Source organism: Acidovorax sp. JG5 (assembly GCF_017939685.1).
Classification (GTDB): domain Bacteria; phylum Pseudomonadota; class Gammaproteobacteria; order Burkholderiales; family Burkholderiaceae_C; genus Acidovorax.
Map to the genome: position 1 here is coordinate 233,540 of NZ_JAGKSE010000003.1, position 23,415 is coordinate 256,954.

The window sequence follows — 23,415 nt, forward strand, 5'->3', positions numbered from 1 at the left end:
GGATCAGGATGACCGCGATATAGATCGCGGCCACCAGGAACATCGACACCACGGCATTGTCCGTGGTGCTTTTCAATTGTAGGTACGGCAGCGCCGGCGCACATGGCATGGCGCAAGCCATCAAAACCCGCCGTCGCCATGCCGTCAGACGCCCGCCACGCCGACGGTCATGCCGCCGCAGACATACAGAACCTGGCCCGTGACAAAACCGCTGCGCGCGTCCAGCAGGTAGCTGGCGGCATGGGCCACGTCGTCGGGCGTGCCGATGCGCCTGACGGGCACGGCCTCGATGATGGCGCGGGTGCGCGGTGCGTCGGGTGGGTTGGCGCGGTCGAACAATTCGGTGCGGATGGGGCCGGGCCCGATGGCGTTGGCCGTGATGCCGTGCGGCCCCAGCTCCAGCGCCCACACGCGTGTCATGCCGATCAGGCCGGCCTTGGTGGCGGCGTAGGCGGTGCGCAGCTCTTTGCCCAGCGCCGCGCGCGAGGACATGTTGACGATGCGCCCGAAGCCCGCCGCCTTCATGCCCGGCAGCAGGGCCTGCATGCACTGGAAAGCGCAGCGCAGGTTCAGCGCCACCGCCAGGTCGAATTCGGCCAGCGTCTGGTGCTCGGCATCGGCCGGCACCACCACGCCCACGTTGTTGACCAGCCGGGTGATGGGGCCACCGGCCAGCGCTTCTTGCAATGCGCGCGCGGTGTCGGCCGCATCCGACAGGTCGGCGCGGATGCCACCGGGCACGCCGTCCACCATGCGGTCAATGACGACCGGCAGGTAGCCCTCGGCGCGGCAGCGCTCGGCAATGGCAGCACCGATGCCGGCGGCGCCGCCAGTGATCAGTACGCGCTCGGGGGTGGTGTTCGGGTGGGTCATGGCTTTTGCAGGTGCGTTGCGTGGTGCGCCAACGGTTCAGGCACCGGTGGCCAGAAAGGCGGCCAGCGCATCGTCAAACGCAACCGGTGCCTCGAGGTTGGACAGGTGCGAAGCCGGCACTTCGGCCAGGCGCGCGCCCCCTATGGCCCGCTGCATGGCCTGCGCATCGGCCACGGTGGTCACCGGGTCGCTGGCACCGGCAATCAGCAACGTGGGCACGCGGATGGCGGCCATGGCGCCCCGCAGATCGGCCTGGGCCAGGGCATCGCAGCAGGCGGCATAGCCTTCGGGCGCGATGTCGGCAATCCAGCCTTGCGCCGTGGCCACCAGCGCGGGCTGGGCCGCGATGAAGGGCTCGGTGAACCAGCGGCCGGGCGACGAGGCCGCCAGCTCGGCCATGGCTGCAGTGCCCTTGTCGCGCACCAGCGCAGCGCGGGTTTGCCAGCCTTCGGCCGTGCCAATCTTGGCGGCGCTGTTGCACACCACCAGGTGGTTCAGGCGCTCGCCCGCGTGCACGCCCAGCCACAGCCCGGTGAGGCCGCCCATGGAGATGCCGCAAAAGCTGGCTTTGGCGATATTCAGGGCATCCAGCAGCGCCACCACATCGCCGCCGAGCTGCTCAAAGCTATAGGGGCCTGGCGACACCACGCTGCCACCATGGCCGCGCGTGTCGTAGCGCAGCACGCGGTGGGTTTGGGCGAAGTGCTGCGCCTGCGTGTCCCACATCTCCAGCGTGGTGCCCAGCGAGTTGGAAAACACCAGCACGGGCGCATCCGCACGCCCGTCCAGGCGCACGCGAAAGCGCCCGCCGGGGGTGTCGATGGTTTGGGTCTGCACGGTTGTGGGCACGGTCAGACGCGTTCGAGGATCACGGCAATGCCCTGCCCCACGCCAATGCACATGGTGCACAGCGCATATTTGCCGCCGGTGGCGTGCAGGCGGTTGATGGCCGTGGTGGCCAGGCGGGCGCCGCTGGCGCCCAGCGGGTGGCCCAGCGCAATGGCGCCGCCCCAGGCGTTCACGCGGGCGTCGTCGTCTTTCAGGCCCAGGGCGCGCAGCACGGCCAGGCCCTGTGCTGCAAAGGCTTCGTTGAGCTCGATCACGTCCATGTGGTCGATGGTGAGGCCGGTTTGCGCCAGCACCTTCAGCGTGGCGGGCGTGGGGCCAAAGCCCATGATGCGCGGCGCCACGCCGGCGGTGGCCATGCCCACCACGCGGGCGCGCGGCGTCAGGCCATATTGGGCGGCGCTGGCTTCGTTGGCCAGCAGCAGCGCGCAGGCGCCATCGTTCACACCCGAGGCATTGCCTGCGGTGACGGTGCCGTCGGGCCGCACCACGCCCTTGAGCTTGGCCAGCGCTTCCAGACTGGTCTCGCGGGGGTGTTCGTCCTGGCTGACGATGATGGCGTCGCCCTTTTTCTGGGGAATCGTCACCGCCACGATTTCACGCGCCAGGTGGCCGGCCTTGATCGCCGCCACGGCGTTGAGCTGGCTGCGCAGGGCCATGCGGTCTTGCGCCTCGCGCTCAATGCCGAAGTCAGTGGCCACGTTTTCGGCCGTTTCGGGCATGGAATCCACGCCGTACTGCGCCTTCATCAGCTTGTTGACGAAACGCCAGCCGATGGTGGTGTCATACACCGCGTTGTTGCGGCTGAAGGCGCTTTCGGCCTTGGGCATGACAAACGGGGCGCGGCTCATGCTTTCCACGCCGCCAGCGATCATCAACCCCGCTTCGCCGGCCTTGATGGCGCGCGCGGCCGTGCCCACGGCATCGAGGCCCGAACCGCACAGGCGGTTGATGGTGGCGCCCGGCACTTCCACCGGCAGGCCCGCCAGCAGGCTGGACATATGGGCCACGTTGCGGTTGTCTTCGCCGGCCTGGTTGGCGCAGCCATAGAGCACATCGGTCACGGCGGCCCAGTCCACGCCCGGGTTGCGCTCCATCAGCGCCTTGAGCGGGATGGCGCCGAGGTCGTCGGTGCGGACACTGGACAAGGCACCGCCGTAGCGGCCGAAGGGGGTGCGGATGGCGTCACAGATGAAGGCTTGGGTCATGGGTGTCTCCGGGGATCTTGCGGGTCTAAAAGGAATTCAGGCCTGGATGGGCAGGCCGACAAGGCGTTCGAGTTCAGCGTGTTCGAGCCCTTCGACCTTGTCGATGAGCTGCAGGCCCTGCGGCGTGCAGGCCAGCGTGGCGAGGTCGGAATAAATGCGCCTGACGCAGCCAATGCCGGTGAGCGGATAGGTGCACTGCGCCACCACCTTGCTGGCGCCCTGCTTGGTGAGCAAGTCCATCATCACCCAGGTCTGCTTGGCACCGATGGCCAGGTCCATGGCGCCGCCCACGGCGGGAATGGCGCCGGGCTCGCCCGTGCTCCAGTTGGCCAGGTCGCCCGTAGCCGACACCTGGAAGGCGCCCAGCACGCAGATATCGAGGTGGCCGCCGCGCATCATGGCAAAGCTGTCGGCATGGTGAAAATATGCGCCGCCCGCCAGCAAGGTCACAGGTTGCTTGCCGGCGTTGATGAGGTCGTAGTCTTCGCTGCCAGCAGCCGGCGCCGGGCCCATGCCCAAAATGCCGTTCTCGCTTTGCAGGATGACCTCGCGGCCTGCGGGGATGTGGTTGGCCACCAGGGTCGGCTGGCCGATGCCCAGGTTGACATAGGCACCGTCGTGGATGTCTTGCGCCACGCGCTTGGCCAACTCTTCTTTACTACGTCTTTGATAGCTGCTCACGCTTGCTCCTTTTGCGCCAGAGGCCAATTTCATGCAGATTTCTTGAAACCACCGGCCTGCGTGGCAACCCGGGCGATCTTGACGACGTGGCTCACATAGACGCCCGGCGTGACGATGGCTTCGGGATCGAGCGCGCCCAGTTCCACCACCTCGTGCACCGTGGCAATGGTGGTCTTGGCGGCGGTGGCCATCACCGGGCCGAAGTTGCGCGCCGACATGCGGTAGGTGAGGTTGCCCCAGCGGTCGCCCTTTTCGGCCTTGATCAGGGCCACGTCGCCGTAAATGGGGTATTCGAGCACGTAGTGCTTGCCATTGATTTCGCGCGTCTCTTTGCCCTTGGCCAGCTCGGTGCCATAGGCCGTGGGGCAAAAGAAGGCGCCAATGCCGGCACCGGCAGCGCGGATGCGCTCGGCCAGGTTGCCCTGGGGCACCAGCTCCAGTTCGAGCTTGCCACTGCGGTACAGGTCGTCAAACACATAGCTGTCGGCCTGGCGCGGAAAGCTGCAGATGATCTTGCGCACCTGCCCGGCCTTGAGCAGCGCGGCCACGCCCTGCTCGGCATTGCCGGCGTTGTTGTTGACGATGGTCAGGTCGCGCGCGCCGTGGGCAATCAGCCCTTCGATCAGCTCGTCAGGAATGCCCGCCGTGCCAAAGCCGCCAATCAGCACGGTGGCGCCATCCTGCACACCCGAAAGTGCCTGCGCTACCGAGTCCGCTATCTTGTTGATCATGGAATGTCTTCCGGGAAGTATCAAAAAAACGCCCTCATTTGTTCGTAGAATGAACAAATGTTCGCATCATGAATTATAGAACGGACAGCTCCATGGGCAACCCCACCCCCTCTGCGCGCCCCAAACCCGGCGACAGCTATGTGCAGTCCTTCGCGCGCGGCCTCGAAGTCATCCGCTCATTCAGCGCCGCCGCGCCGCAGCAGACGCTGAGCGAAGTCGCCGCGCAGACCGGGCTGACCCGCGCGGGCGCCCGGCGCATCCTGCTCACGCTGCAGACCCTGGGTTATGTGGAAAGTGACGGCCGGCTGTTTCGCCTCACCCCGCGCATCCTCGACCTGGGTTTTGCCTACCTGTCGTCCATGCCCATCTGGGACCTGGCCGAGCCGGTGATGGAAGCGCTGGTGGAGCAGGTGCGCGAGTCGTGCTCGGCGGCCGTGCTCGACGGCCTCGATATCGTCTACGTGCTGCGCCTGCCCACGCACAAGATCATGCGCACCAACCTGGGCGTGGGCTCGCGCCTGCCCGCCGCCTGGACATCCATGGGGCGGGTGCTGCTGGCGGGCCTGCCCGACGACGCACTGGTGGCACGGCTGCAGGGGCTGACGCTGCAACGCTTCACCCAGTACACCACGGCAGACATGCCCACCCTGCTGGCGCATATCCGCCAGGCGCGCGCGCAGGGCTGGTGCCTGATCAATCAGGAGCTGGAAGAAGGCTTGATTTCGCTGGCCGCGCCGCTGACCAACCGCGCCGGCCAGACCGTGGCCGCGCTCAATATCAGCGGCCAGGCCAACCGCACCAGCGCCGAGGTGATGCAGGCCACCATGCTGCCCGCGCTGCTGCGCGCGGCGCAGACCATTTCACGCATGCTGGGCACCCAACGCACCTGACGCCTGACGCGCGCGCAAGCGATTGGAACCTGCCGCTGGTGGACGGCAGGCCGCGCACTGATCAGCGCTTGCGAAAGCCCAGCACCAACACCACCGCCCCCAGCGCAATGGCGCCCAGGCTCAGCCACTGGGGGACATTCACCGATTCCTTTTCTTTCACCGTAAGCTCCAGCGGACCGAGCTTGGCCTGCGTGGTTTCCTTGGTAAAGCTGAAACCGCCGGTCAAGAACCCGGCCAGCCCCAGCACGATCAGGACCACTCCGGTCAGACGCAGTGCATTCATGGCATATCTCCCCAATCCGGGGCTGTTGGACAAAGGCGCAGCAGCGACCCCGGTTTCCCCGCCTGTGCCTGGCCACTGTAAGCGTGGGCAGAGGCGGCGCGCGTAGGACGCCACCGCGATGGCGCGCCACCAGCGCCGCGCCATGACCGCCGCATCTGCGTGCTACGCTCTGCCCCCATGTTCAACCCGTCCCAATCCGATGTGCGCCGCTTCCTCTGCGCGGTGCACGCCAAGACCCGCAGCGGCGAGCCCATGGAGGCTATCGAAACCCTGGCCAGCCTGTGGATCGCAGAGCACCCCGAATACCACGCCGAACTGGCCGACGCCGATGCCGCCGTAGCACGCAACTACGACGAAACGCCGGATCAGACCAACCCTTTTTTGCACCTGTCGATGCACCTGTCGATCAGCGAGCAGTGCAGCATCGACCAGCCGCGCGGCATCCGCCAGGCGGTGGAGTTGCTCACGGCGCGCCTTGACTCCCTGCACGACGCGCACCACGCCACCATGGACTGCCTGGGCCAGATGCTGTGGGAGAGCCAGCGCGCCGGCCGCCCGCCCGATGGCGACGCCTACATCGCCTGCGTGCAGCGCCGCGCCACGCGGGACTGAAGCGACCCGGGCGGGTTCAGACGGGTACAAAAAAGCCCGCAGGCTGCGGGCTTTGTGCGTGGGGGTGGGCGGCGCTGGCCGGGGTCAAAGTAAACCCAGACGGACTGGCCGCTCAACGAAAGCGCGATTGCGGCACCGTGTGCAGGTCGCCGTCGAGCGAGCCCACATAGCTTGCCAGCGCCTTCAACTCGGCGTTGGTGAACTGCTTGGCGATGCCGCCCATGATGGCGTTGTTGCGGCCAACGTTGGTGTTCTTTTCCACCTTGTACGATTTGAGCGCCACGAACAGGTAGTCGGCGTGCTGGCCCGCAATCTTGGGATAGGACGGGTCGATCGGCTTGGCGAAGTTGTCGCCGTGGCAAGACACGCAGGCACCCTTCTTCAGCAACTCGGCCACCTGCACGCTGGGTTCGCGGCCGGGCTTGGCGGGCAGTTCGGCGCTGGTCTTGCCGTGTTGTTCGTAGTAGGCCGCCACATCGGCAATGTCCTGCTCGGTCAGCGAGTCGGCAATGCCGCGCATGGTGGGGTGCTTGCGCTCGCCCTTCTTGTAGGCGGTGAGGGCGGCCGCAATGTACTTGCCGCTCTGGCCCGAGATCATGGGCACCTTGTGCACTTCGGGAAAGCTGGCCTGATAACCCAGAATGCCGTGGCAGCCAATGCACATCGCAATTTTCTGCTTGCCGGCTTCGACATCACCCTTGGCTTCCTGTGCGTGGGACAAGACGGTCACGGAAGCGACAGCCAGGGCGAATATCGTGGTCAACGTCTTGTTCATTTTGCGCGCACAATCGTATGAAGGTTCAGCTCAGGGCTCTGATCAGTCAGCGATTATAGCCAGCGCTTTGTCAAGCCCATCCATCAACGATCCGGTGTTTTGTTCATGAAATTTCAAGGCTCCCAGAACTACGTCGCCACCCAAGACCTGATGCTTGCCGTGAACGCGGCCATCACGCTGCAACGCCCTCTGCTGGTCAAGGGAGAACCCGGCACCGGCAAGACCATGCTGGCCGAAGAAGTGGCCCAGGCGCTCGATATGCCGCTGTTGCAGTGGCACATCAAGTCCACCACCAAGGCGCAGCAGGGGCTGTATGAATACGATGCCGTGAGCCGCCTGCGCGACAGTCAGCTCAATGACGGCGACAGCGCCGAGCGCGTCAAGAACATCCGCAACTACATCGTGCAGGGCGTGCTGTGGCAGGCCTTCACGGCCGACCGCCCCGTGGCGCTGCTGATCGACGAGATCGACAAAGCCGACATTGAATTCCCGAACGACCTGCTGCGCGAGATCGACCGCATGGAGTTCTACTGCTACGAAACGCGCGAGCTCATCAAGGCCAAACACCGCCCCCTGGTGTTCATCACCTCGAACAACGAAAAAGAGCTGCCCGACGCATTTTTGCGCCGCTGCTTCTTTCACTTCATCAAGTTCCCCGAGGCCGACACCATGCGTCAGATCGTGGATGTGCACTTCCCCACGCTCAAGAGCGAGCTCCTGGGCGTGGCGATGAAGACGTTTTATGACGTGCGCAACCTGCCCGGCCTGAAAAAGAAACCCTCCACCAGCGAGCTGATCGACTGGCTCAAGCTGCTGGTAGCCGAAGACATTCCGCTCGAAGCCCTGCAAAGCGCCGACAACAAGGTGGCGGTGCCGCCGCTGGTGGGCGCGCTGCTCAAGAACGAACAGGACGTGAGCCTGTTTGAAAAGCTGGTGTTCATGAACCAGAGGAACCGCTGAGTGAGCGGCGGCGCCAACGACACCCGCCAACTGCTGGTCAACGGCTTTGCAGATGCCGTGGGCTTTTTGGGTGGCGCGCTGCTGGGCTTCTGGCTGGGCCAATTGCTGGGGTTCGACATCTTCGCGCCTGGCTACGGCACCGGCAGCCTGATCGGCATCGCCCTGGTGGGCATCGGTGGTGGCCTGGGCCTGCATGCGGCTCGGCGCTGGCAAAACAGCCGCCGCAGCCAGCCGTCCAAGGATTGATCAAAGGGCAGAGACCCATGGCTTTTGTAGAACCTGTCACGCTGCGGGACTGCGGCGTCCGCCTGGAGCCCCTGGCGCTGGCCCATGAAGACGGCCTGCGGGCCGCTGCCGCCGATGGCGCGCTGTGGAAGCTGCGCATCACCTCGGTGCCCGAGCCGCAGGACACCCGCGCGTACATCGAGGCCGCGCTCAAGATGCGCGAAGACGGGAACCGTTTTGCCTTTGCCGTGGTGGAAGATACCACCGGCAAGGTGCTGGGCTCCACCAGTTACCACGACATCGTGCCCGCCGCGCGCCGCGTGGAGATTGGCTGGACCTGGTATGCCAAAAGCGCGCAGCGCACCCACGTCAACACCACTGCCAAGCTGCTGATGATGGGCCACGCTTTCGACACGCTGGGCTGCCATGTAGTGGGCTGGCGCACCGACAACTACAACTTTGCGTCGCAACGCGCCATCGAGCGCCTGGGCGCCAAGAAGGACGGCGTGCTGCGCGGCCACGCGCTGCGCCGCGACGGCACCATCCGCGATACGGTGATGTACAGCATGCGCTCGGGCGAATGGCCCGAGGCCAAAGCACAGTTGCTATATATTTTAGAGCAGCATGCGCACAACCCATAAGCGCTGGAGGCCAAAATCATGCTCATCGACTTCTTCTACACCCTGCGCTCGGCCAAGTTGCCCGTGTCGGTCAAGGAATATCTCACCCTGCTCGAAGCCCTGCAAGCCGGTGTGGTGGGCCCCAAGTCGGATGACGCCTGGAGCCTGGACGACTTCTACAACCTCTCGCGCCTCACGCTGGTCAAAGACGAGAAGCACTACGACAAGTTCGACCGGGCCTTCGGCGCCTATTTCAAGGGCGTGGAAATGGTGGCCGACTTCACCAAGGAGATCCCGGCCGACTGGCTGCGCAAGATCCTGGAGAACGAACTCACGCCCGAGCAAAAGGCTGCCATCGAGAAGATGGGCTGGGACGAGCTGATGGAGACGCTGAAGAAGCGGCTCGAAGAACAGAAAGAGCGCCACGAGGGTGGCAGCAAGTGGATCGGCACCGGCGGCACCAGCCCGTTTGGCCATGGCGGCTACAACCCGCAGGGCGTGCGCATTGGCGGCGCGGGCAAGAACAAAAGCGCCGTGAAGGTGTGGGAGCAGCGTGCCTACAAGGACTACGACGACCAGCAGGAGCTGGGCACGCGCAACATCAAGGTGGCGCTGCGCCGCCTGCGCAAGTTTGCGCGTGAAGGGCATGAGCTGGAACTGGACCTGCCCGACACCATCCGCAGCACGGCAGCCAACGCGGGGTATCTGGACATCAAGATGGTGCCCGAGCGGCACAACAACGTGAAGGTGCTGCTGCTGATGGACGTGGGCGGCACCATGGATGAACACATCCAGCGGGTGGAAGAACTGTTCAGCGCCGTCAAGAGCGAGTTCAAGCACCTGGAGTTCTATTACTTCCACAACTGCGTGTACGACTTCATGTGGAAGAACAACCGGCGCCGCTTTGCCGAGAAGTTCCCCACCTGGGACATCATCCGCAAGTACAACAAGGACTACAAGCTGATCTTTGTGGGCGACGCGACCATGAGCCCCTACGAGATATTGCAGCCCGGCGGCAGTGTGGAATACAACAACGAGGAGCCGGGCGCAGAGTGGCTACAGCGCCTCACGCACGCCTTCCCCAAGTTTGCGTGGATCAACCCCGAGCCGCAGGGCGTGTGGCAATACCGCCAAAGCATCAGCATCATCCAGCAGCTCATCGGCAACCGCATGTACCCTTTGTCACTCAAGGGGCTCGAAGAAACCATGCGGCTGCTGTCAAAATAAACGCATGCCCATCGCTTCCCCAACGCCGGCCCGATGGCCGGCGTTGCTGTTTTTCTGCGTGGTGTGCCTGCAAGGCTGCAGCCTGTTGCCCCGGGGCGAACACAGCGCCGCCGCCGACACCGCCTCCACGCCGGTCACCGACCGTTCCACCCTGCCCGCGTTCACGCTCGAAGTGCGTGCGCCCGACGGCGTGCGCGAAACGCTGGAACGCCATCTGGAGCTGCAGCGTTTCCGCACCTTGCCCGATCTGCAAGACGGCGAACTGCAGCGCCTGCTGGGTGCGGCCGACGCCAACGCGCGCGAACTGCTGGGCACGCTGGGCTACTTTGCCCCCACCATCACGGTGCTGATGACCGACACCCCGGGCAGCAGCGCCGCCTTGCGTGCCGTGGTGCTGGTGGCAGAGCCCGGCCCGCAAACCCACGTTGCCAGCACCCGCATCACAGTGGACGAGCGCACCGACGACGGCACCGAAAACCGCGCACGCCGGCAAGAGCGCGTGCAGCGCAACTGGTCGCTGCCGCCCGGGCAGCCCTTCACCCAGTCGGCCTGGGACAGCGCCAAGACCGACGGCCTGCGCCAGCTGCAGGTGCGGCGCTACCCCACGGCCCGCATCGCGCAAAGCCGGTCCGAGGTGGATGCCGACACCCACCAGGCGGCGCTGAGCGTGCACTACGACACCGGCCCCGCCTACCGCTTCGGCCCCCTGCAGGTGCAAGGCAGCGAACGCTACGACCCTGATGGCACGCGGCGCCTGGCCCGCCTGCCCACCGGGGCCTTTTATGACGAGGCGCAATTGCTGGACGCGCAATTGCGCCTGGCCAGCAGCGGTTATTACGACGCCGTGTTCCTCACGCTCGACACCGAAGGCAGCGACCCGCAAGCCGCCCCCGTGGTGGCGCAGGTGCGCGAGGCACGGCTGCAAAAGCTGGTGTTTGGCGCCGGCCTGTCCACCGACAGCGGCCCGCGCCTTTCGATGGACCACATCCACAACCAGCTGCCCGGCATGGGCTGGCGTGCGGTCAGCAAACTGCTGCTGGACCGCGAAACCCAACTGGCAAGCACCGAGTGGACCGACCTGCCCGACGAGAATGGTTGGCGCTGGTTTGCCGCGGCCCAGGCGCAGCGCGAAACCACGGGCGACTACCAGGTCAACAGCGCGCGCCTGCGCACCGGCCGCAGCAAAAGCAGCACGCGCATCGACCGCAACTATTTTCTGCAATACGACTACGCCAACAGCCAGGGCCTGAACGCTCCGCCCTCGGGCACGGCGCTGAGCCTGAACTACGGCTGGACGGGCCGCTATTTCAACAGCACCGTGGCGCCCACGCGCGGATACGGGCTGGCGGTGGAATTGGGGGCGGGCACCACGCTCACCCCCGAACGCGCGCCCTTTGTGCGCACGCTGCTGCGCTGGCAATCGTTCATTGCGGCGGGCCGGGTGCAGGCCGCCACCGGTGGTGCCCGCAACGCGCGCATCGCCCTGCGCGCAGAAGCCGGCGCCGTGCTGGCGCGCCAGGCGGCGCAGATCCCGGTGACCCAGCTGTTCCTGACCGGCGGCGACACCACCGTGCGCGGCTATGGCTACCGCGCCATCGGCGCGCGCACCGAGAACAACCTGCTCTACGGCGGCCGCTATCTGGGCCTGGCCAGCGCGGAATGGCAACGCCCCATCGTCTACAACGGCGCCATGACCGACTGGGAGAGCGCCGTTTTTGTCGATGCCGGCGCCGTGGCCGACCGCGTGGGCGACCTCACCGCCCGCGTCGGCGTGGGCGCCGGCGTGCGCTGGCGCAGCCCGGTGGGCCCGCTGCAGGCCGACCTGGCTTATGGCGTGCAAGCCAAACAACTGCGGCTGCATTTGCGCCTGGGGTTCAGCTTCTGATGCGCCGCCAGCCACCCGCCCATCGCGCACCCGAGGCAGATTTTTCTGCAGGCAGCGCCGCGCCAGCCACCGCCTCCGCACGCGGCATGCACGGCCAGCGGGCGCGCCGGGCGCTGCGCTTCACCGGCTGGCTGCTGGTGGGGCTGTGCGCCCTGGTGCTGGCGGCCGGCACGCTGGCCTGGTGGTGGTCGGGCCGCGACAACTCTCTGGCCACCCTGCTGGCGCGCGCAGCCCAATACCTGCCAGCAGGCCAGACGCTGGACAGCCGCGAGGTGAGCGGATCGCTGCGCAGCGGTGGCCGCATTGGCTGGCTGCGTTGGAGCAGCCCCACGCTGCGCGTCGAAGTCAGCGATGCCCGCGTGGGCTGGCAGCTGGCGCCCTTGCTGCAGCGCCGCCTGGAACTGGGCGAGGTGCATGCCGCCACGGTAACGATCACCCCGCTGGGCCCGCCCAGCACCGAGCCCCTGACCCCGCTCGACACACTGGTGCTGCCGCTGCAGATCGGCCTGCCCTTTCGCATCGACCGCCTGCAATGGGCCGGCTCGCCCGCCGTGGAAGCCCTGGGGCTGGTGGGCGACTACCGCTTTGACGGACGCCAGCACCACCTGACCATCGGCAATGTGGCACTGGCCCAGGGCCGCTACACCGCCCGCGCCACCTTGGACGCCCAGGCCCCCATGGCGCTCGATGCCACGGTGAGCGGCAGCGTGCACCAGGCCGTGCCCGGCAGCAGCGCCAGCGTGCAGGTGCTGGCCCACGCCACGCTCAAGGGCACGCTGTCCACAGCGGCGGCCCGATTGCAGCTGGATGCCCGCCTGCGCCCAGTTGCACCGGATGCACCGAATGCACAGGCTGCTGAAGCCGCCACGCCGCCCGCATCCACCGCGCCCCCCGCACCGGCCGCAAAGCCTGCACCCGCCCGACCGCGCGCCCCATCCACCCCCGCTTCCGTGCCCGAACCCATGCAGGCCGACCTGCATGCCACGCTGGCGCCCTGGGCACCCCAGCCCATAGAACAGGCCCGTGCCACGCTGCGCGCCGTCAACCTGGCCACGCTGTGGCCCCAGGCCCCCGCCACGCTGCTGCACGGCACGCTGCAGGCCGGCCCCACGGCAGCGCCAGCCGCGTCGGGCTGGGCCCTGCAGGCGCAAATCCGCAACGCACTGGCAGGCCCGTGGGACCAATCGCGCCTGCCACTCACCGCCCTGGCCGCCAGCGCCACCTGGGACGGCACGCGCTGGAGCATCCCCGCCGCCACGGCCAGCGTGGGCCAGGGCACAGCCACCGTGCAAGGCCACTACACGCCCGCCACGGGCGCCATCGATGGCAAAGCCCAGCTGCGCAACCTGCCCCCCGAGGCACTTCACTCGGCGCTGGCGGCGGCGCCCTTGTCCGGCAGCGTGGTGGCGCAGACCGAGGGCGGCGGCAACGTGGCGTTCACGGCCGACATCCAGGCCAACACTGCCACGCGGTCGCCCGGCGCCCGGGGCAACCCCAAACCCGGTACTGCGGACCAGCCCCGCACGCAGCCCGCCCCTGCGCTGCGCATCAACGCCCTGCAAGCCAAAGGGCAATGGCAGCCGCAACAAGGCGACGGCACCGTGCGGCTGGATCGCCTGCGGGTCGATGCCATGCAGGCGCGGCTGGAGGCCACCGCGCTGCAAGTGACGCTGGGCACCATCGCTGTACAAGGCCAACTGCAGCTCACCGTGCCCGGCGCCAGCGCCCAGGCCAAGGGTGCATTGGCCCCCCGCACCGGCGCCGGCGAGCTGCAGGTGCAGTGGACCGACGCCGACCGCACCCAGCGCTGGCTGACCAGCCTGCCCGGCCTGGCCACCGCCCTGCACGGCGCAACGCTCAAGGGCCAGGCGCAACTGGCCAGCCGCTGGAGCGGCGGCTGGCAAAGCCTGGCAGAGCAGCTGCAAGCCGCCCGCGCGGGCCAGGCGCTGCCCACGGACAAAACCCCGTTCACGCTGCAGGCCACGCTGACCGCGCCGCAACTCGACCTGACCCTGCCGCCAGGCAACTCCGGCAAGGCAGCCGCTGCGACCGCTGTGCAGTTGCAATCGCTCCAAGCCGAACTGTCGGGTTCGCTGCGGCAGGCCCGCCTGGCGCTGGACGGCAAGCTGCGCACCGGCACGCTCCTCGCCACGCTGCACACCCGCGCGACCGGCGGGCTGGCATCGGCCGCGCTGTGGAAAGCGCAGGTGAGCGCGTTGCGCGTGCAGGCGCAAGACACCACCCGCCCCGGCCCCTGGACCCTGGAACTCTCCGAGGCGCTGGCCCTGACGGCACAGCTTGGCCCGCCCCCCGCCGCGCCCGGCACATCGGGCATGGTGGTGGTGCAGGCCGCCGCCGGCCAGGCCCGCGTGAGCGGCCCGCTGCCCGGCAGCGTGACGCTGCAATGGCAGCCCGTGCGCTACCAGTCCGGGCCGGGCACGGCATCGCGCCTGCAAAGCCAGGGCCGCCTGCAGGGCCTGCCCTTCGCCTGGGTGGATGCGCTGGGGCTGGAGGGCGCCCCTGCGGTGGCCGGCCAACCGGCACAGCCGCTGCTGGCCCGCCTGGGCCTGGGTGGCGACATGGTGCTGGAGGGCCAGTGGAGCGTGGACGCCGGCGCCACCCTGCGCGCCCAGGCCAGCCTGCGGCGCACCGGCGGCGACCTGCGCATCCTCACCGGCGAAACCGCCCCCGTCACGGTGCTGCAAAGCACGGGCCAGGGCACCGGCGCGGGCAGCCCCACCGCCATCACCGCCCCCGAACCCGGCAGCCGCGCCGGCGTGCGCCAGGCCGAACTGACGCTGGAGGCCGAAGGCGAGGCCCTGCGCGCACGCCTGCTCTGGGCCAGCGATCGCGCCGGCGAGATCGATGCCAGCGCCAGCACCCGCCTCACGCTGGGCAAAACGCTGGCAGATGCGAACGGACTGGCGGGCGCCACCTGGGCGCCCGATGCACCGCTGGCCGCCAACGTGCGCGCGCGCCTGCCCGACATGGGCGTGTGGTCGGCCCTGGCCCCGCCGGGCTGGCGCGTGCGCGGCACGCTCGACGCCAACGCCACCCTGTCGGGTACGCGCGCCGCCCCCCGCTGGGCCGGCACGCTGGGCGCCGATGGGCTGGCCGTGCGCTCCATCGTCGATGGGGTGGACCTGCAAAACGGCCAGTTGCGCGCCACCCTGCGGGGCAACCAGCTAGACATCACCGAGTTCCGCCTGCAAGGCGGGCGCGGCAGCAATGCGCGCATCGCGGGTTTCAGCGGCAACCGCACGCCCGCACCGCAAGACGGCGGCACCCTCACCGGCTCGGGCCGTCTGGGCTGGGGCGAGCCCGGCGCGGGCATGTCGGGCATCACCATGGACATCACCGCCGAGGCCCGCGCGCTGCAGGTGCTGGTGCGCGCCGACCGGCAGGTCAGCGTGTCGGGCCAGGTGCAGGCGCAATTGCAGCAAGGGCAGTTCAGCCTGCGCGGCAAGCTCACCACCGACCGCGCCACCATCATCCTGCCCGACGAATCGGCGCCCAGCCTGGGATCGGACGTGGTGGTGCGTTCGGCCGCCAAAGACCGCGCCGACCAGGCCAAGGCGCAGGCGGCCGGCCGCGCCAACCAGAAAGCAGCGCAGGCCGAAACTGCCCGGTCGCCCGCCGTGGCCATCACCCTCAACCTGGGCCGCGACTTTGCACTGCAAGGCCAGGGCATCACCACCCGCCTCACCGGCGAACTGGACATCCGCAGCAGCACCGTGCCCGGCGCACCGCCGCGCGTGACGGGCGAGGTGCGCACCGACGCAGGCCGCTACCGCGCCTGGGGCCAGGTGCTGGACGTGGAGACGGGCCTGATCCGCTTCAACGGCCCCTACAACAACCCCGCGCTCGACATTCTGGCGCTGCGCCCCAACATCAGCGTGCGCGCGGGCGTGCAGGTCACCGGCTCGGCGCTGGCGCCCCGCGTGCGGCTGTATTCCGACCCCGAACTGCCCGACGCCGAAAAACTCTCGTGGGTCGTGCTGGGCCGCGATGCAGCCAACGGCGGCGCCGAAGCCGCCGTGCTGCAGCAAGCCGCCCTGACCCTGCTGGGCCGCGGCGGCGGCAACCCCACCGCCCAGGTGGCCAGCCGCCTGGGTCTGGACGAAATCGGCTTCAAGGGCCCCGGCGCCGGCGAAGACGCCACCAGCGCCGCGCTCACCTTTGGCAAGCGCCTGTCCAAGGACATGTATGTGACCTACGAGCGCAGCCTGTCGGGCACGCTGGGCACGCTCTACATCTTCTACGACCTCTCGCGCCGCCTCACGCTGCGCGGCCAGACGGGCGAGAAAAGCGCGGTGGACATCATCTACACCGTGCGCTACGACTGATCCCACCGCGCAGAAATATGGCGCCCGCCCAGCCTCTACAATCGCCGGCTGCCTCCTCGTAGTTCAATGGATAGAACGAGTGCCTCCTAAGCGCTAGATACAGGTTCGATTCCTGTCGGGGGGACCACATGCAAGGCCGGAAGCTTCCGCAAGTTTCCGGCCTTTTTCTTTTTCCCCTGTGAGAAGTGGCTTGGATCAGTGCAACAACGTACGGCGAGGCGATGACGCCAGCTGCAAGGGGCCCATCGCGCCTCGCATAAGTGCTTGCATTGCCATGTAGCGCGCATGCCGCGCTCCCAAGGCGTGGTGAATGCCCAGCAGCAACCGCCATTGAGACAGGCGCCGCCTGAGTGGGAAGGGACGCTGAAGGCAGAGAGAAGCACTCATTTGCAAATATTGAGTCAAATTGGCCTCTAGCCCTTTATTCAAAAGCGCAAACAGCTATTAAATTAGGAGTTTTTTTAACCATCCACGGGCAACGTTCAGCACGCTTGATTTGCTGCGCGCCCTCGCCCGCAGCGGCCCCTACAGCTGAAACCCCACCGCCCGCACCACGCCCTCGGCAATGTCGCGCAGCCAGGACGGCTGGCGCGCCTGGTGGGGCTGGGCGGTGGCGATCTGGCGGGCGCACCAGTCGGACAGCCATTGCACCTGCTCGCGCTCGTAGAAGGCGGTCATGCTTTCGTAGTTGAGGAACAGGCTGCGCGCATCGAGGTTCAGCGAGCCGGTCAGCGCCATGCTGTCGTCGATGACCACCGCCTTGGCATGCACCATGCCGGGGGCCAGCCACACCTGGGCGCCCGCTGCGGCCAGCTGGCGCAGGGCGCGTTCGCGGGCCCAGTCGGCCAGGCGGTGGTTGGAGCGGGCGGGCACGACCAGGTGCACCTGCACCCCGCGCCGGCAGGCAATGCACCAGGCGTCGAGCAGGGCCTCGTCGGGCACGAAATAGGGCGTGATGGCCACGATGCGCCGCTGCGCGTGGAAGGCCGCCGTGAGCAGCAGGGCATAGACGGTGTCGTCGGGCTGGTCTGGCCCGCTGGGCACCCACTGGGCCAGCGCGCCGCCGGGCGGGCCGGCCAGCGCCTGGCGCGGCGGCGGCAGGTGGCGGGTGAAGCGCACGCGGCCGGTGGCAGCACGCCAGTCGGCCCGGAACTGCGCCTGGGCCAGCGCGGCCAGCGGGCCTTCGACATCGAAGCTCAGATCCCGCCACGCGGGCATGCCTGGGCGGTCCATGAAGTATTCGCTGGCCAGGTTGCGGCCGCCGCTCCACAGGCGCGCGCCGTCGGCCACGGCCACCTTGCGGTGGTTGCGCAGGTTGGTGCGCCCGCGCATGGGGTTGTGCAGCAGGGGCATGAAGCGGCGCACCTGCACGCCCTGGCGCCTCAGCTGGCGCAGCATGGCCGCCGGGGTGCGCCAGCTGCCCACGGCATCCAGCAGCAGCCGCGTGGCCACGCCGCGCTGGGCGCACTGCACCAGGGCCTGGGCCACGCGCTCGCCCACCGCGTCGTGGCCGAACACGAAGGTGCAGACATCCAGGCTGTGCTGGGCGGAGTCGATGAGCGCCAGCAGGGCCTGCAGGGCTTCGGGGCCGTCTTCGTGAAAGTGGACACGGGCATTGCGCACGGCGGGTGCCAGGTCCATGCCCGCCAGCAGGCGCGTGGCCCACGCGGGGCCCTCGCCCGCCGCTGCGGGGCCGGGCGCCGGCGCATCGCCGGGCCAGTGGGGCTGGCGCAGTGGCCGCGCAAACTTGCGCGAACCGACCAGCAGAAACAAGGGCAGCGCCACATAGGGAAAGGCCACGATGCCCAGCACCCACGCCAGCGCTGCCGACGGATGGCGGCGCTGGTGGTCGATGCGGGTGAACATCACATACACCAACAGGCCAGCGACCACCAGCATGGCGTGGCCCAGGCCCGACAGCAGCGCGAAACCGGTCATGGGGCACCTTGCAGCGCGGCCGCTTGTTTGCAGGGCAATGCCGGGTGGGCCATGCCGCCCGGGGTGGCGCAGCCGGTGGTGCGCAGGAGCCTGTCCATGGCGTTGCAAAGAGGGGTTTGTGCAGGCTGCCACATAGTGCCGCAAGCATAGCGACAGCGCATGGCGGGCGCCATGCCACAAAGCCCCGGCGATTTTCAGGCGCGGCTGCGCAGCGTGCGGCTGAGCAAGATCACCGGCACCAGCCCCACCGCCACCAGCGCCAGCGAGGGCAAGGCGGCTTCGCCCAGGCGCTCATCGCGCGCCAGCTGGTAGGCCACCACGGCCAGCGTATCGCTGTTGAAAGGGCGCAGCACCATGGTGGCGGGCAGCTCTTTCATCACGTCCACAAACACCAGCAGCGCGGCGGCGACGGTGGAGCGCCGCAGCAGCGGCCAGTGCACGCGGGCCATCAGCCGCGCGCTGCCCGCGCCCAGCATGCGCGCCGAGTCGTCCAGGCTGGCCGGAATGCGCGCATAGCCGCTTTGCACCGACTGCAGCGCCACCGCGCAAAACCGCACCAGATACGCCCACACAATGCCCACGGCCGTGGTGGTGACCAGCGCGCCCACGCCCCACTGCGGAAAGCGCGCCTGCACCCAGCCCACCGGCAGCAGCAGGCCCACCACGATCACCGCGCCCGGCACGGCATAGCCCACGCTGGCCAGCCGCACCACGCCGCGTGTCAGCAGATCGGGCTTGCGGCGCACGGCAAAGGCCAGCGCCAGCGCCACGGCCACGGCCAGGCCGGCGGTGATGCCCCCCAGCCACACGCTGTTCCAGGCCCATTCGAGAAAACGGTTCCAGGGCAGCACCGACCAGTCGGACGCCAGCGGCCGCAGCATGAAGGCCACCGGCGCCACAAAACCCATGAACACCGGCAGCGTGCACACGCCCCACACCACGGCGCGCGCCAGGCCACGCAGTGGCACGGGCTGGGCCTCGGTGGCGCCCGCGTGGCCCGTGCCCTTGGCGGTGAAGCGCATGCGCTGCTCGGCGCGATGCTCCAGCCACAGCAGCAGCAGCACCAGGGCCAGCAGCATGGTGGACAGCTGCGCGGCGGCAATGCGGTTGTCCATGGACAGCCAGGCCTTGATGATGCCGGTGGTGAAGGTCTGGATGCCGAAGTAGCTGGTCACGCCAAAGTCGGCCAGGGTTTCCATCAGCGCCAGCGCCACGCCCGCGGCCACGGCCGGGCGCGCCAGCGGCAGCGCGATGGTGGCGATGCGCCGCGACAGTGGCGCGCCCAGCAGGCGTGCCGCCTCCATCAGGTGCGCCGCACGCTCGCCCAGCGCCGTGCGCGCCAGCAGATAGACATAGGGATACAGCGCAAAGGTGAAGACCCAGATGGCGCCCCAGAGGCTGCGCACCTCGGGCAGCAGGCGCCCTTCCAGCCCGAAGGTTGCGCGCAGCGCCACCTGCAGCGGCCCGCTGAACTGCAAAAAGTCGGTGTAGGCATAGGCCGTGACATAGGCCGGCATGGCCAGCGGCAGCAGCAGCAGCCATTCAAACGTGCGCCGGCCCGGAAACTCGAACAGCGTGACCGCTGCGGCTGCGGCAGTGCCCACCACCGCCGCGCCCACCGCCACCCACAGGCCCAGCCAGAGCGTGGTCCACATATAGCCGGGCAGCACGGTGCTGGCCATCTCGCGCAGGATGGCGCCGGTGTCGGCCGGCACCACGCCCCAGGGCAGCCACGATGCCAGCAGCGCCAGCACGGGCAAGGCCAGCAGGCCCACCAGCAGGATCAGGGGGACGGTAGAGAGGGAAAAGCGGGTGCGGTGCAAGGCGAGGGGCTCGGCAGAGGAAGAAATGGCACGACCGACCAAGGGATGACCGGGAATGCAAATGCGAATTTTAAGCATTCGCTCCGCCCCACTAGAATCCAGCCATGTTTCTTGAGGTTTCACAACTGGAAGTGCGTTACGCGGGCCGTTCCCAGGCGGCCGTCCAGGGCGTCACGCTGGGGCTGCATGCGGGCGATATCGGCGTGCTGATCGGCCCTTCGGGCTGCGGCAAAACCACGCTGCTGCGCGCCGTGGCGGGGCTGGAGCCCGTATCGGCCGGCGAGATCCGCCTGACGCGCCAGCTGGTGGGCAGCACGCACCTGAACGTGCCCCCCGAAGAGCGGCGCATTGGCATGGTGTTCCAGGATTACGCCCTGTTCCCGCACCTGAGCGTGGAGCGCAACGTGGCGTTCGGCATCCACCAGCTGCCCCGGGCCGAGCAGGCCGCGCGCGTGGCCGAGGCGCTGCAACTGGTGGGGCTGGAAGGCAGCGGGGCGCGCTTTCCGCACGAGCTTTCGGGCGGGCAGCAGCAGCGTGTGGCCCTGGCGCGCGCGCTGGCCCCGCGCCCGCAGCTCATGCTGCTGGACGAGCCGTTTTCCAACCTCGATGTAGATCTGCGCGAGCGCCTGGCGCACGAGGTGCGCGACATTTTGAAGGCCGCCGGGGCCACGGCGCTGTTTGTCACGCACGACCAGTTCGAGGCCTTCGCGATCGGCGACGTGATTGGCGTGATGCACGAAGGCCACTTGCACCAGTGGGACGATGCCTACACCCTTTACCACCGGCCGGCCACCCGCTTCGTGGCCGACTTCATCGGTCACGGCGTTTTTGCCCCCGCCACGCTGGTGCAGCGCGGCAACAACGTGGTGGCGCAGACCCCGCTGGGCGACCTGACCGATCTGAGCGAATGCCCCCTGCCCGCCAGCTACCCCGGCGGCGAATGCGATGTGCTGCTGCGCGCCGATGACGTGGTGCACGACGACCACGCGCCCGTGCAGGCGCAGATCGTGCGCAAGTCGTTTCGCGGCTCGGAGTTTTTGTACACGCTGCGCCTGGCCAGCGGCCTGACCCTGATGGCCCATGTGCCCAGCCACCACAACCACGCCGTGGGCGAGTGGATTGGCATCCGGGCGCAGGTTGACCATGTGGTGACGTTTGCGCGCGGCTGAGGCAGTTTTACAAGCCAAATCGTCCGCTAGCGCTTATGTGCAAAGCGCTGAAAGCTATCGAAAAAATAGCACAATTAACCAAGGCGAGGCAACGCAGCGATCGCGGGGATGGCGAATCCGCATCAACCCCGGCGCAGGCGGTCCACCGTGTCGTGCAGGTGCTGCGTCCAGGCGCGGCGGTCGCGGCCGCCGGCCTGCTCGGGCACGCCGTAGTGCACCACGGCCTCGATGGCGGGCGCGCGCAGGGTGCGCCAGATGGAGCCCACCAGGGTTTCGTCGCCGATGTAGCTGGGCGCAAAGCTGGTCACGCCAGTGGCCTTGTCGGCAAAGTGCAGGCCCACCGGCTGCACAAAAGCGTCTGCCGTCACCGCCGCCTGCAGCAGGTTGGCATGGAACGGCAGCATCGCGCGGCCATCGCCCGTGGTGCCCTCGGGAAACACCGCCAGCACCTCGCCGCGCTCCAGCGCCTCGTGCATGGAGCGCACCATGCGCAGCGCATCGCGGCGCGAGTTGCGTTCGATGTAGAGGGTGCCCGCGGCGGTGGCCAGCGTGCCAATCAGCGGCCAGGCCTGCACATCCGATTTGGAGACAAAACGGCAATGCCGCGCCGCGTGCATGACCGGAATATCCAGCCATGACAGGTGGTTGGCGACCAGCATCACCGGCCCGCTCACGGGCGGGGTGCCGATGATGCGCAGCGCAACGCCCGCATGGGCCAGCAGCTCCATGGACCAGGCCTGCACGCGGGCGTATTGCTGGTCGGGCGACAACACCGGAAAACGCACCGCCACGATCGCCAGGCCCTTGACGATGTGGCCCAGCACGCGCAGCAGGCGCCAGCAGGCGCGCAGATTTCTCATGTCAGTGAACCATTGCGCTGCGTTCCCCACGGCCCAAGAAACTGGCGTGTCGAAAGCCAGAGCCACCGTGGAGCCGGCTTTGCCGGGCCACTGGTGGCGTCCCCTTGGGGGGAAGCGGCAAAGCCGCTCAGGGCGGTCACCTTTCGAAAGCGACTTGGCCGCCGACCAGCGTCATGCGCACACAGCCCGGCAGCTCGTAGCCCGAAAACGGCGTGTGCTTGCCTTGGCTGCGCAGTGCGCCGTCCTGCACCGTCCAGGCGGCCTGCGGGTCGAGGATGCACAGGTCACCCACGCCACCCTCGATGATCTGGCCGACGCTGGCCTGCAAGGTGCCCAGGGCGTTGCCCAGCACGCGCGCGGGCTCGGACGTGACCACGGCCAGCGCGCGCTGCAGCGGCACGCCGCTGTCCTGCGACCACTTGAGCGCCAGGCTCAGCAGCAGCTCCAGCCCGGTGGCGCCGGGCTCGGCCTCGGCAAACGGCAAGGTCTTGGCGTCTTCATCGACCGGGGTGTGGTCGGACACCAGCGCGTCGATGGTGCCGTCGGCCAGCGCGGCGTTCAGCGCATCGCGGTCGCGCTGCTGGCGCAGCGGGGGCGACAGGCGGGCGCGGCTGTCAAAAAAGCCGATGTCCACATCGGTGAGGTGCAGCGAGTTGATGCTGATGTCGGCCGTGACCTGGAGGCCCTCGGCCTTGGCGCGGCGCAGCAGCTCCACGCCCGCCGCACTGCTGATGCGGCACAGGTGCACGCGGGCGCCGGTGGTCTTGAGCAGTTCAAAGATGGTGTGCAGCGCAATGGTCTCGGCCGCCACGGGCACGCCCGACAGGCCCAGGCGCGTGGCCAGCGGGCCGCTGGCGGCGACGCCTTTGCCCAGGTGCATCTCTTGCGGCCGCAGCCAGACGGTGTAACCAAAGGTGGCGGCGTATTGCAGCGCGCGCTGCAGCACCTGGGTGCTGGCCAGCGGCACCTCGGCCTGGCCAAAGCCCACGCAGCCCGATTCGGTGAGTTCGGCCATTTCGGTCAGCACCTCGCCCGCCAGGCCGCGCGTGAGCGCCCCCAGCGGGAACAGGCGCGACTGGTGCAGCTTTTCGGCGCGGAACTTGAGCATCTCCACCAGGCCGGGCTCGTCGAGCACGGGGTCGGTGTCGGGCGGGCACACGAGGCTGGTCACGCCCCCGGCCACGGCGGCGGCCATTTCGGATTCGAGCATGCCTTCGTGCTCATGGCCGGGCTCGCGCAGGCGCGCCGCCAGGTCCACCAGGCCGGGCAGCACGATGCAGCCTGCGGCGTCGATCACGCGTTTGGGGTCAAAGTCGGGCGGCACGCGGTTCACACCCACGATGCGCCCGGCGGCAATGGCGATGTCGCAGGTTTGATCGAGGCCCGAGGCGGGGTCGATCACACGGCCGTTCTGGATCAGTATCTTCATGATTTCAAGCCAAATTGGCTGATAGCGCTCATGG

Annotated in this window: 20 protein-coding genes and 1 tRNA gene; 10 read left to right on the forward strand and 11 right to left on the reverse strand. The window is 68.3% G+C overall.

Going from position 1 to position 23,415, the window contains the following annotated elements; all coding sequences use genetic code 11:
• Positions 1-144: 144 nt before the first annotated feature.
• The 5 genes from J8G26_RS05205 to J8G26_RS05225 are packed head-to-tail and all read right to left on the reverse strand — an operon-like array spanning position 145 to position 4,339.
• Positions 145-873, reverse strand: a complete 729-nt coding sequence (locus J8G26_RS05205) for an SDR family oxidoreductase (RefSeq protein ID WP_087747371.1) — start codon at positions 871-873, stop codon at positions 145-147.
• Between the two features lie 36 nt (positions 874-909).
• A complete protein-coding gene (gene pcaD / locus J8G26_RS05210; RefSeq protein ID WP_210568187.1) occupies positions 910-1,722 on the reverse strand; it encodes a 3-oxoadipate enol-lactonase in 813 nt (270 codons plus the stop codon).
• Positions 1,723-1,724: 2 nt separating this feature from the next.
• Complete coding sequence (gene pcaF / locus J8G26_RS05215; protein WP_210568188.1) at positions 1,725-2,927, reverse strand: 3-oxoadipyl-CoA thiolase; 1,203 nt, start codon at positions 2,925-2,927, stop codon at positions 1,725-1,727.
• A 36-nt stretch (positions 2,928-2,963) separates the two neighbouring features.
• Positions 2,964-3,608: a 3-oxoacid CoA-transferase subunit B gene (locus tag J8G26_RS05220; RefSeq protein ID WP_349238305.1), complete on the reverse strand. Its 645-nt coding sequence runs from the start codon at positions 3,606-3,608 to the stop codon at positions 2,964-2,966.
• Between the two features lie 29 nt (positions 3,609-3,637).
• Entirely contained in the window at positions 3,638-4,339 is a 702-nt protein-coding gene (locus J8G26_RS05225; RefSeq protein WP_087747375.1) for a 3-oxoacid CoA-transferase subunit A, read from the reverse strand.
• Between the two features lie 92 nt (positions 4,340-4,431).
• Here J8G26_RS05225 and J8G26_RS05230 point away from each other — a divergent pair, with 92 nt between their 5' ends.
• A complete protein-coding gene (locus tag J8G26_RS05230) occupies positions 4,432-5,229 on the forward strand; it encodes an IclR family transcriptional regulator C-terminal domain-containing protein (protein ID WP_087747377.1) in 798 nt (265 codons plus the stop codon).
• A gap of 61 nt (positions 5,230-5,290) precedes the next feature.
• Here the strand turns inward: J8G26_RS05230 and J8G26_RS05235 are convergent, their stop codons facing one another.
• Positions 5,291-5,512: a hypothetical protein gene (locus J8G26_RS05235; RefSeq protein ID WP_198314717.1), complete on the reverse strand. Its 222-nt coding sequence runs from the start codon at positions 5,510-5,512 to the stop codon at positions 5,291-5,293.
• A 177-nt stretch (positions 5,513-5,689) separates the two neighbouring features.
• Between J8G26_RS05235 and J8G26_RS05240 the strand changes: the two genes are divergently transcribed.
• Positions 5,690-6,124, forward strand: coding sequence for a DUF1841 family protein (locus J8G26_RS05240; RefSeq protein WP_087748367.1), 435 nt, complete (start codon positions 5,690-5,692; stop codon positions 6,122-6,124).
• 112 nt (positions 6,125-6,236) lie between these two features.
• Here the strand turns inward: J8G26_RS05240 and J8G26_RS05245 are convergent, their stop codons facing one another.
• Positions 6,237-6,899: a c-type cytochrome gene (locus tag J8G26_RS05245; RefSeq protein ID WP_210568190.1), complete on the reverse strand. Its 663-nt coding sequence runs from the start codon at positions 6,897-6,899 to the stop codon at positions 6,237-6,239.
• Positions 6,900-7,004: 105 nt separating this feature from the next.
• Between J8G26_RS05245 and J8G26_RS05250 the strand changes: the two genes are divergently transcribed.
• The 7 genes from J8G26_RS05250 (at position 7,005) to J8G26_RS05280 (ending at position 16,289) form a co-directional block, all read left to right on the forward strand.
• The gene (locus J8G26_RS05250; RefSeq protein WP_210568191.1) at positions 7,005-7,859 is read left to right on the forward strand and encodes a MoxR family ATPase; all 855 of its coding nucleotides are present in this window, start codon (positions 7,005-7,007) and stop codon (positions 7,857-7,859) included.
• Complete coding sequence (locus J8G26_RS05255; protein ID WP_210568192.1) at positions 7,860-8,105, forward strand: hypothetical protein; 246 nt, start codon at positions 7,860-7,862, stop codon at positions 8,103-8,105.
• Between the two features lie 17 nt (positions 8,106-8,122).
• Positions 8,123-8,725, forward strand: coding sequence for a GNAT family protein (locus J8G26_RS05260; protein ID WP_210568193.1), 603 nt, complete (start codon positions 8,123-8,125; stop codon positions 8,723-8,725).
• A gap of 18 nt (positions 8,726-8,743) precedes the next feature.
• Complete coding sequence (locus tag J8G26_RS05265; protein ID WP_087747386.1) at positions 8,744-9,931, forward strand: VWA domain-containing protein; 1,188 nt, start codon at positions 8,744-8,746, stop codon at positions 9,929-9,931.
• A 4-nt stretch (positions 9,932-9,935) separates the two neighbouring features.
• Positions 9,936-11,816: a BamA/TamA family outer membrane protein gene (locus J8G26_RS05270; RefSeq protein ID WP_087747388.1), complete on the forward strand. Its 1,881-nt coding sequence runs from the start codon at positions 9,936-9,938 to the stop codon at positions 11,814-11,816.
• Positions 11,816-16,162: a translocation/assembly module TamB domain-containing protein gene (locus tag J8G26_RS05275; protein WP_210568194.1), complete on the forward strand. Its 4,347-nt coding sequence runs from the start codon at positions 11,816-11,818 to the stop codon at positions 16,160-16,162. The genes J8G26_RS05270 and J8G26_RS05275 overlap by 1 nt, the downstream gene beginning before the upstream one ends.
• Positions 16,163-16,214: 52 nt before the next feature.
• Positions 16,215-16,289 (forward strand) — tRNA-Arg (locus tag J8G26_RS05280).
• A gap of 398 nt (positions 16,290-16,687) precedes the next feature.
• Here J8G26_RS05280 and J8G26_RS05285 read toward each other — a convergent pair.
• Together J8G26_RS05285 and J8G26_RS05290 are read right to left on the reverse strand one after the other, a co-directional pair.
• Positions 16,688-18,100 carry a phospholipase D-like domain-containing protein gene (locus J8G26_RS05285; protein ID WP_210568195.1) on the reverse strand — a complete coding sequence of 471 codons (1,413 nt, stop codon included), beginning with the start codon at positions 18,098-18,100 and terminating at the stop codon, positions 16,688-16,690.
• Between the two features lie 194 nt (positions 18,101-18,294).
• Positions 18,295-19,923: an iron ABC transporter permease gene (locus tag J8G26_RS05290; protein ID WP_246881256.1), complete on the reverse strand. Its 1,629-nt coding sequence runs from the start codon at positions 19,921-19,923 to the stop codon at positions 18,295-18,297.
• A 104-nt stretch (positions 19,924-20,027) separates the two neighbouring features.
• Between J8G26_RS05290 and J8G26_RS05295 the strand changes: the two genes are divergently transcribed.
• Complete coding sequence (locus tag J8G26_RS05295; RefSeq protein ID WP_210568197.1) at positions 20,028-21,092, forward strand: ABC transporter ATP-binding protein; 1,065 nt, start codon at positions 20,028-20,030, stop codon at positions 21,090-21,092.
• A 122-nt stretch (positions 21,093-21,214) separates the two neighbouring features.
• Here J8G26_RS05295 and J8G26_RS05300 read toward each other — a convergent pair whose 3' ends face one another.
• The gene (locus J8G26_RS05300) at positions 21,215-21,952 is read right to left on the reverse strand and encodes a lysophospholipid acyltransferase family protein (protein WP_087747399.1); all 738 of its coding nucleotides are present in this window, start codon (positions 21,950-21,952) and stop codon (positions 21,215-21,217) included.
• Positions 21,953-22,088: 136 nt separating this feature from the next.
• Entirely contained in the window at positions 22,089-23,381 is a 1,293-nt protein-coding gene (locus J8G26_RS05305; RefSeq protein WP_210568198.1) for a dihydroorotase, read from the reverse strand.
• Positions 23,382-23,415: the final 34 nt, after the last annotated feature.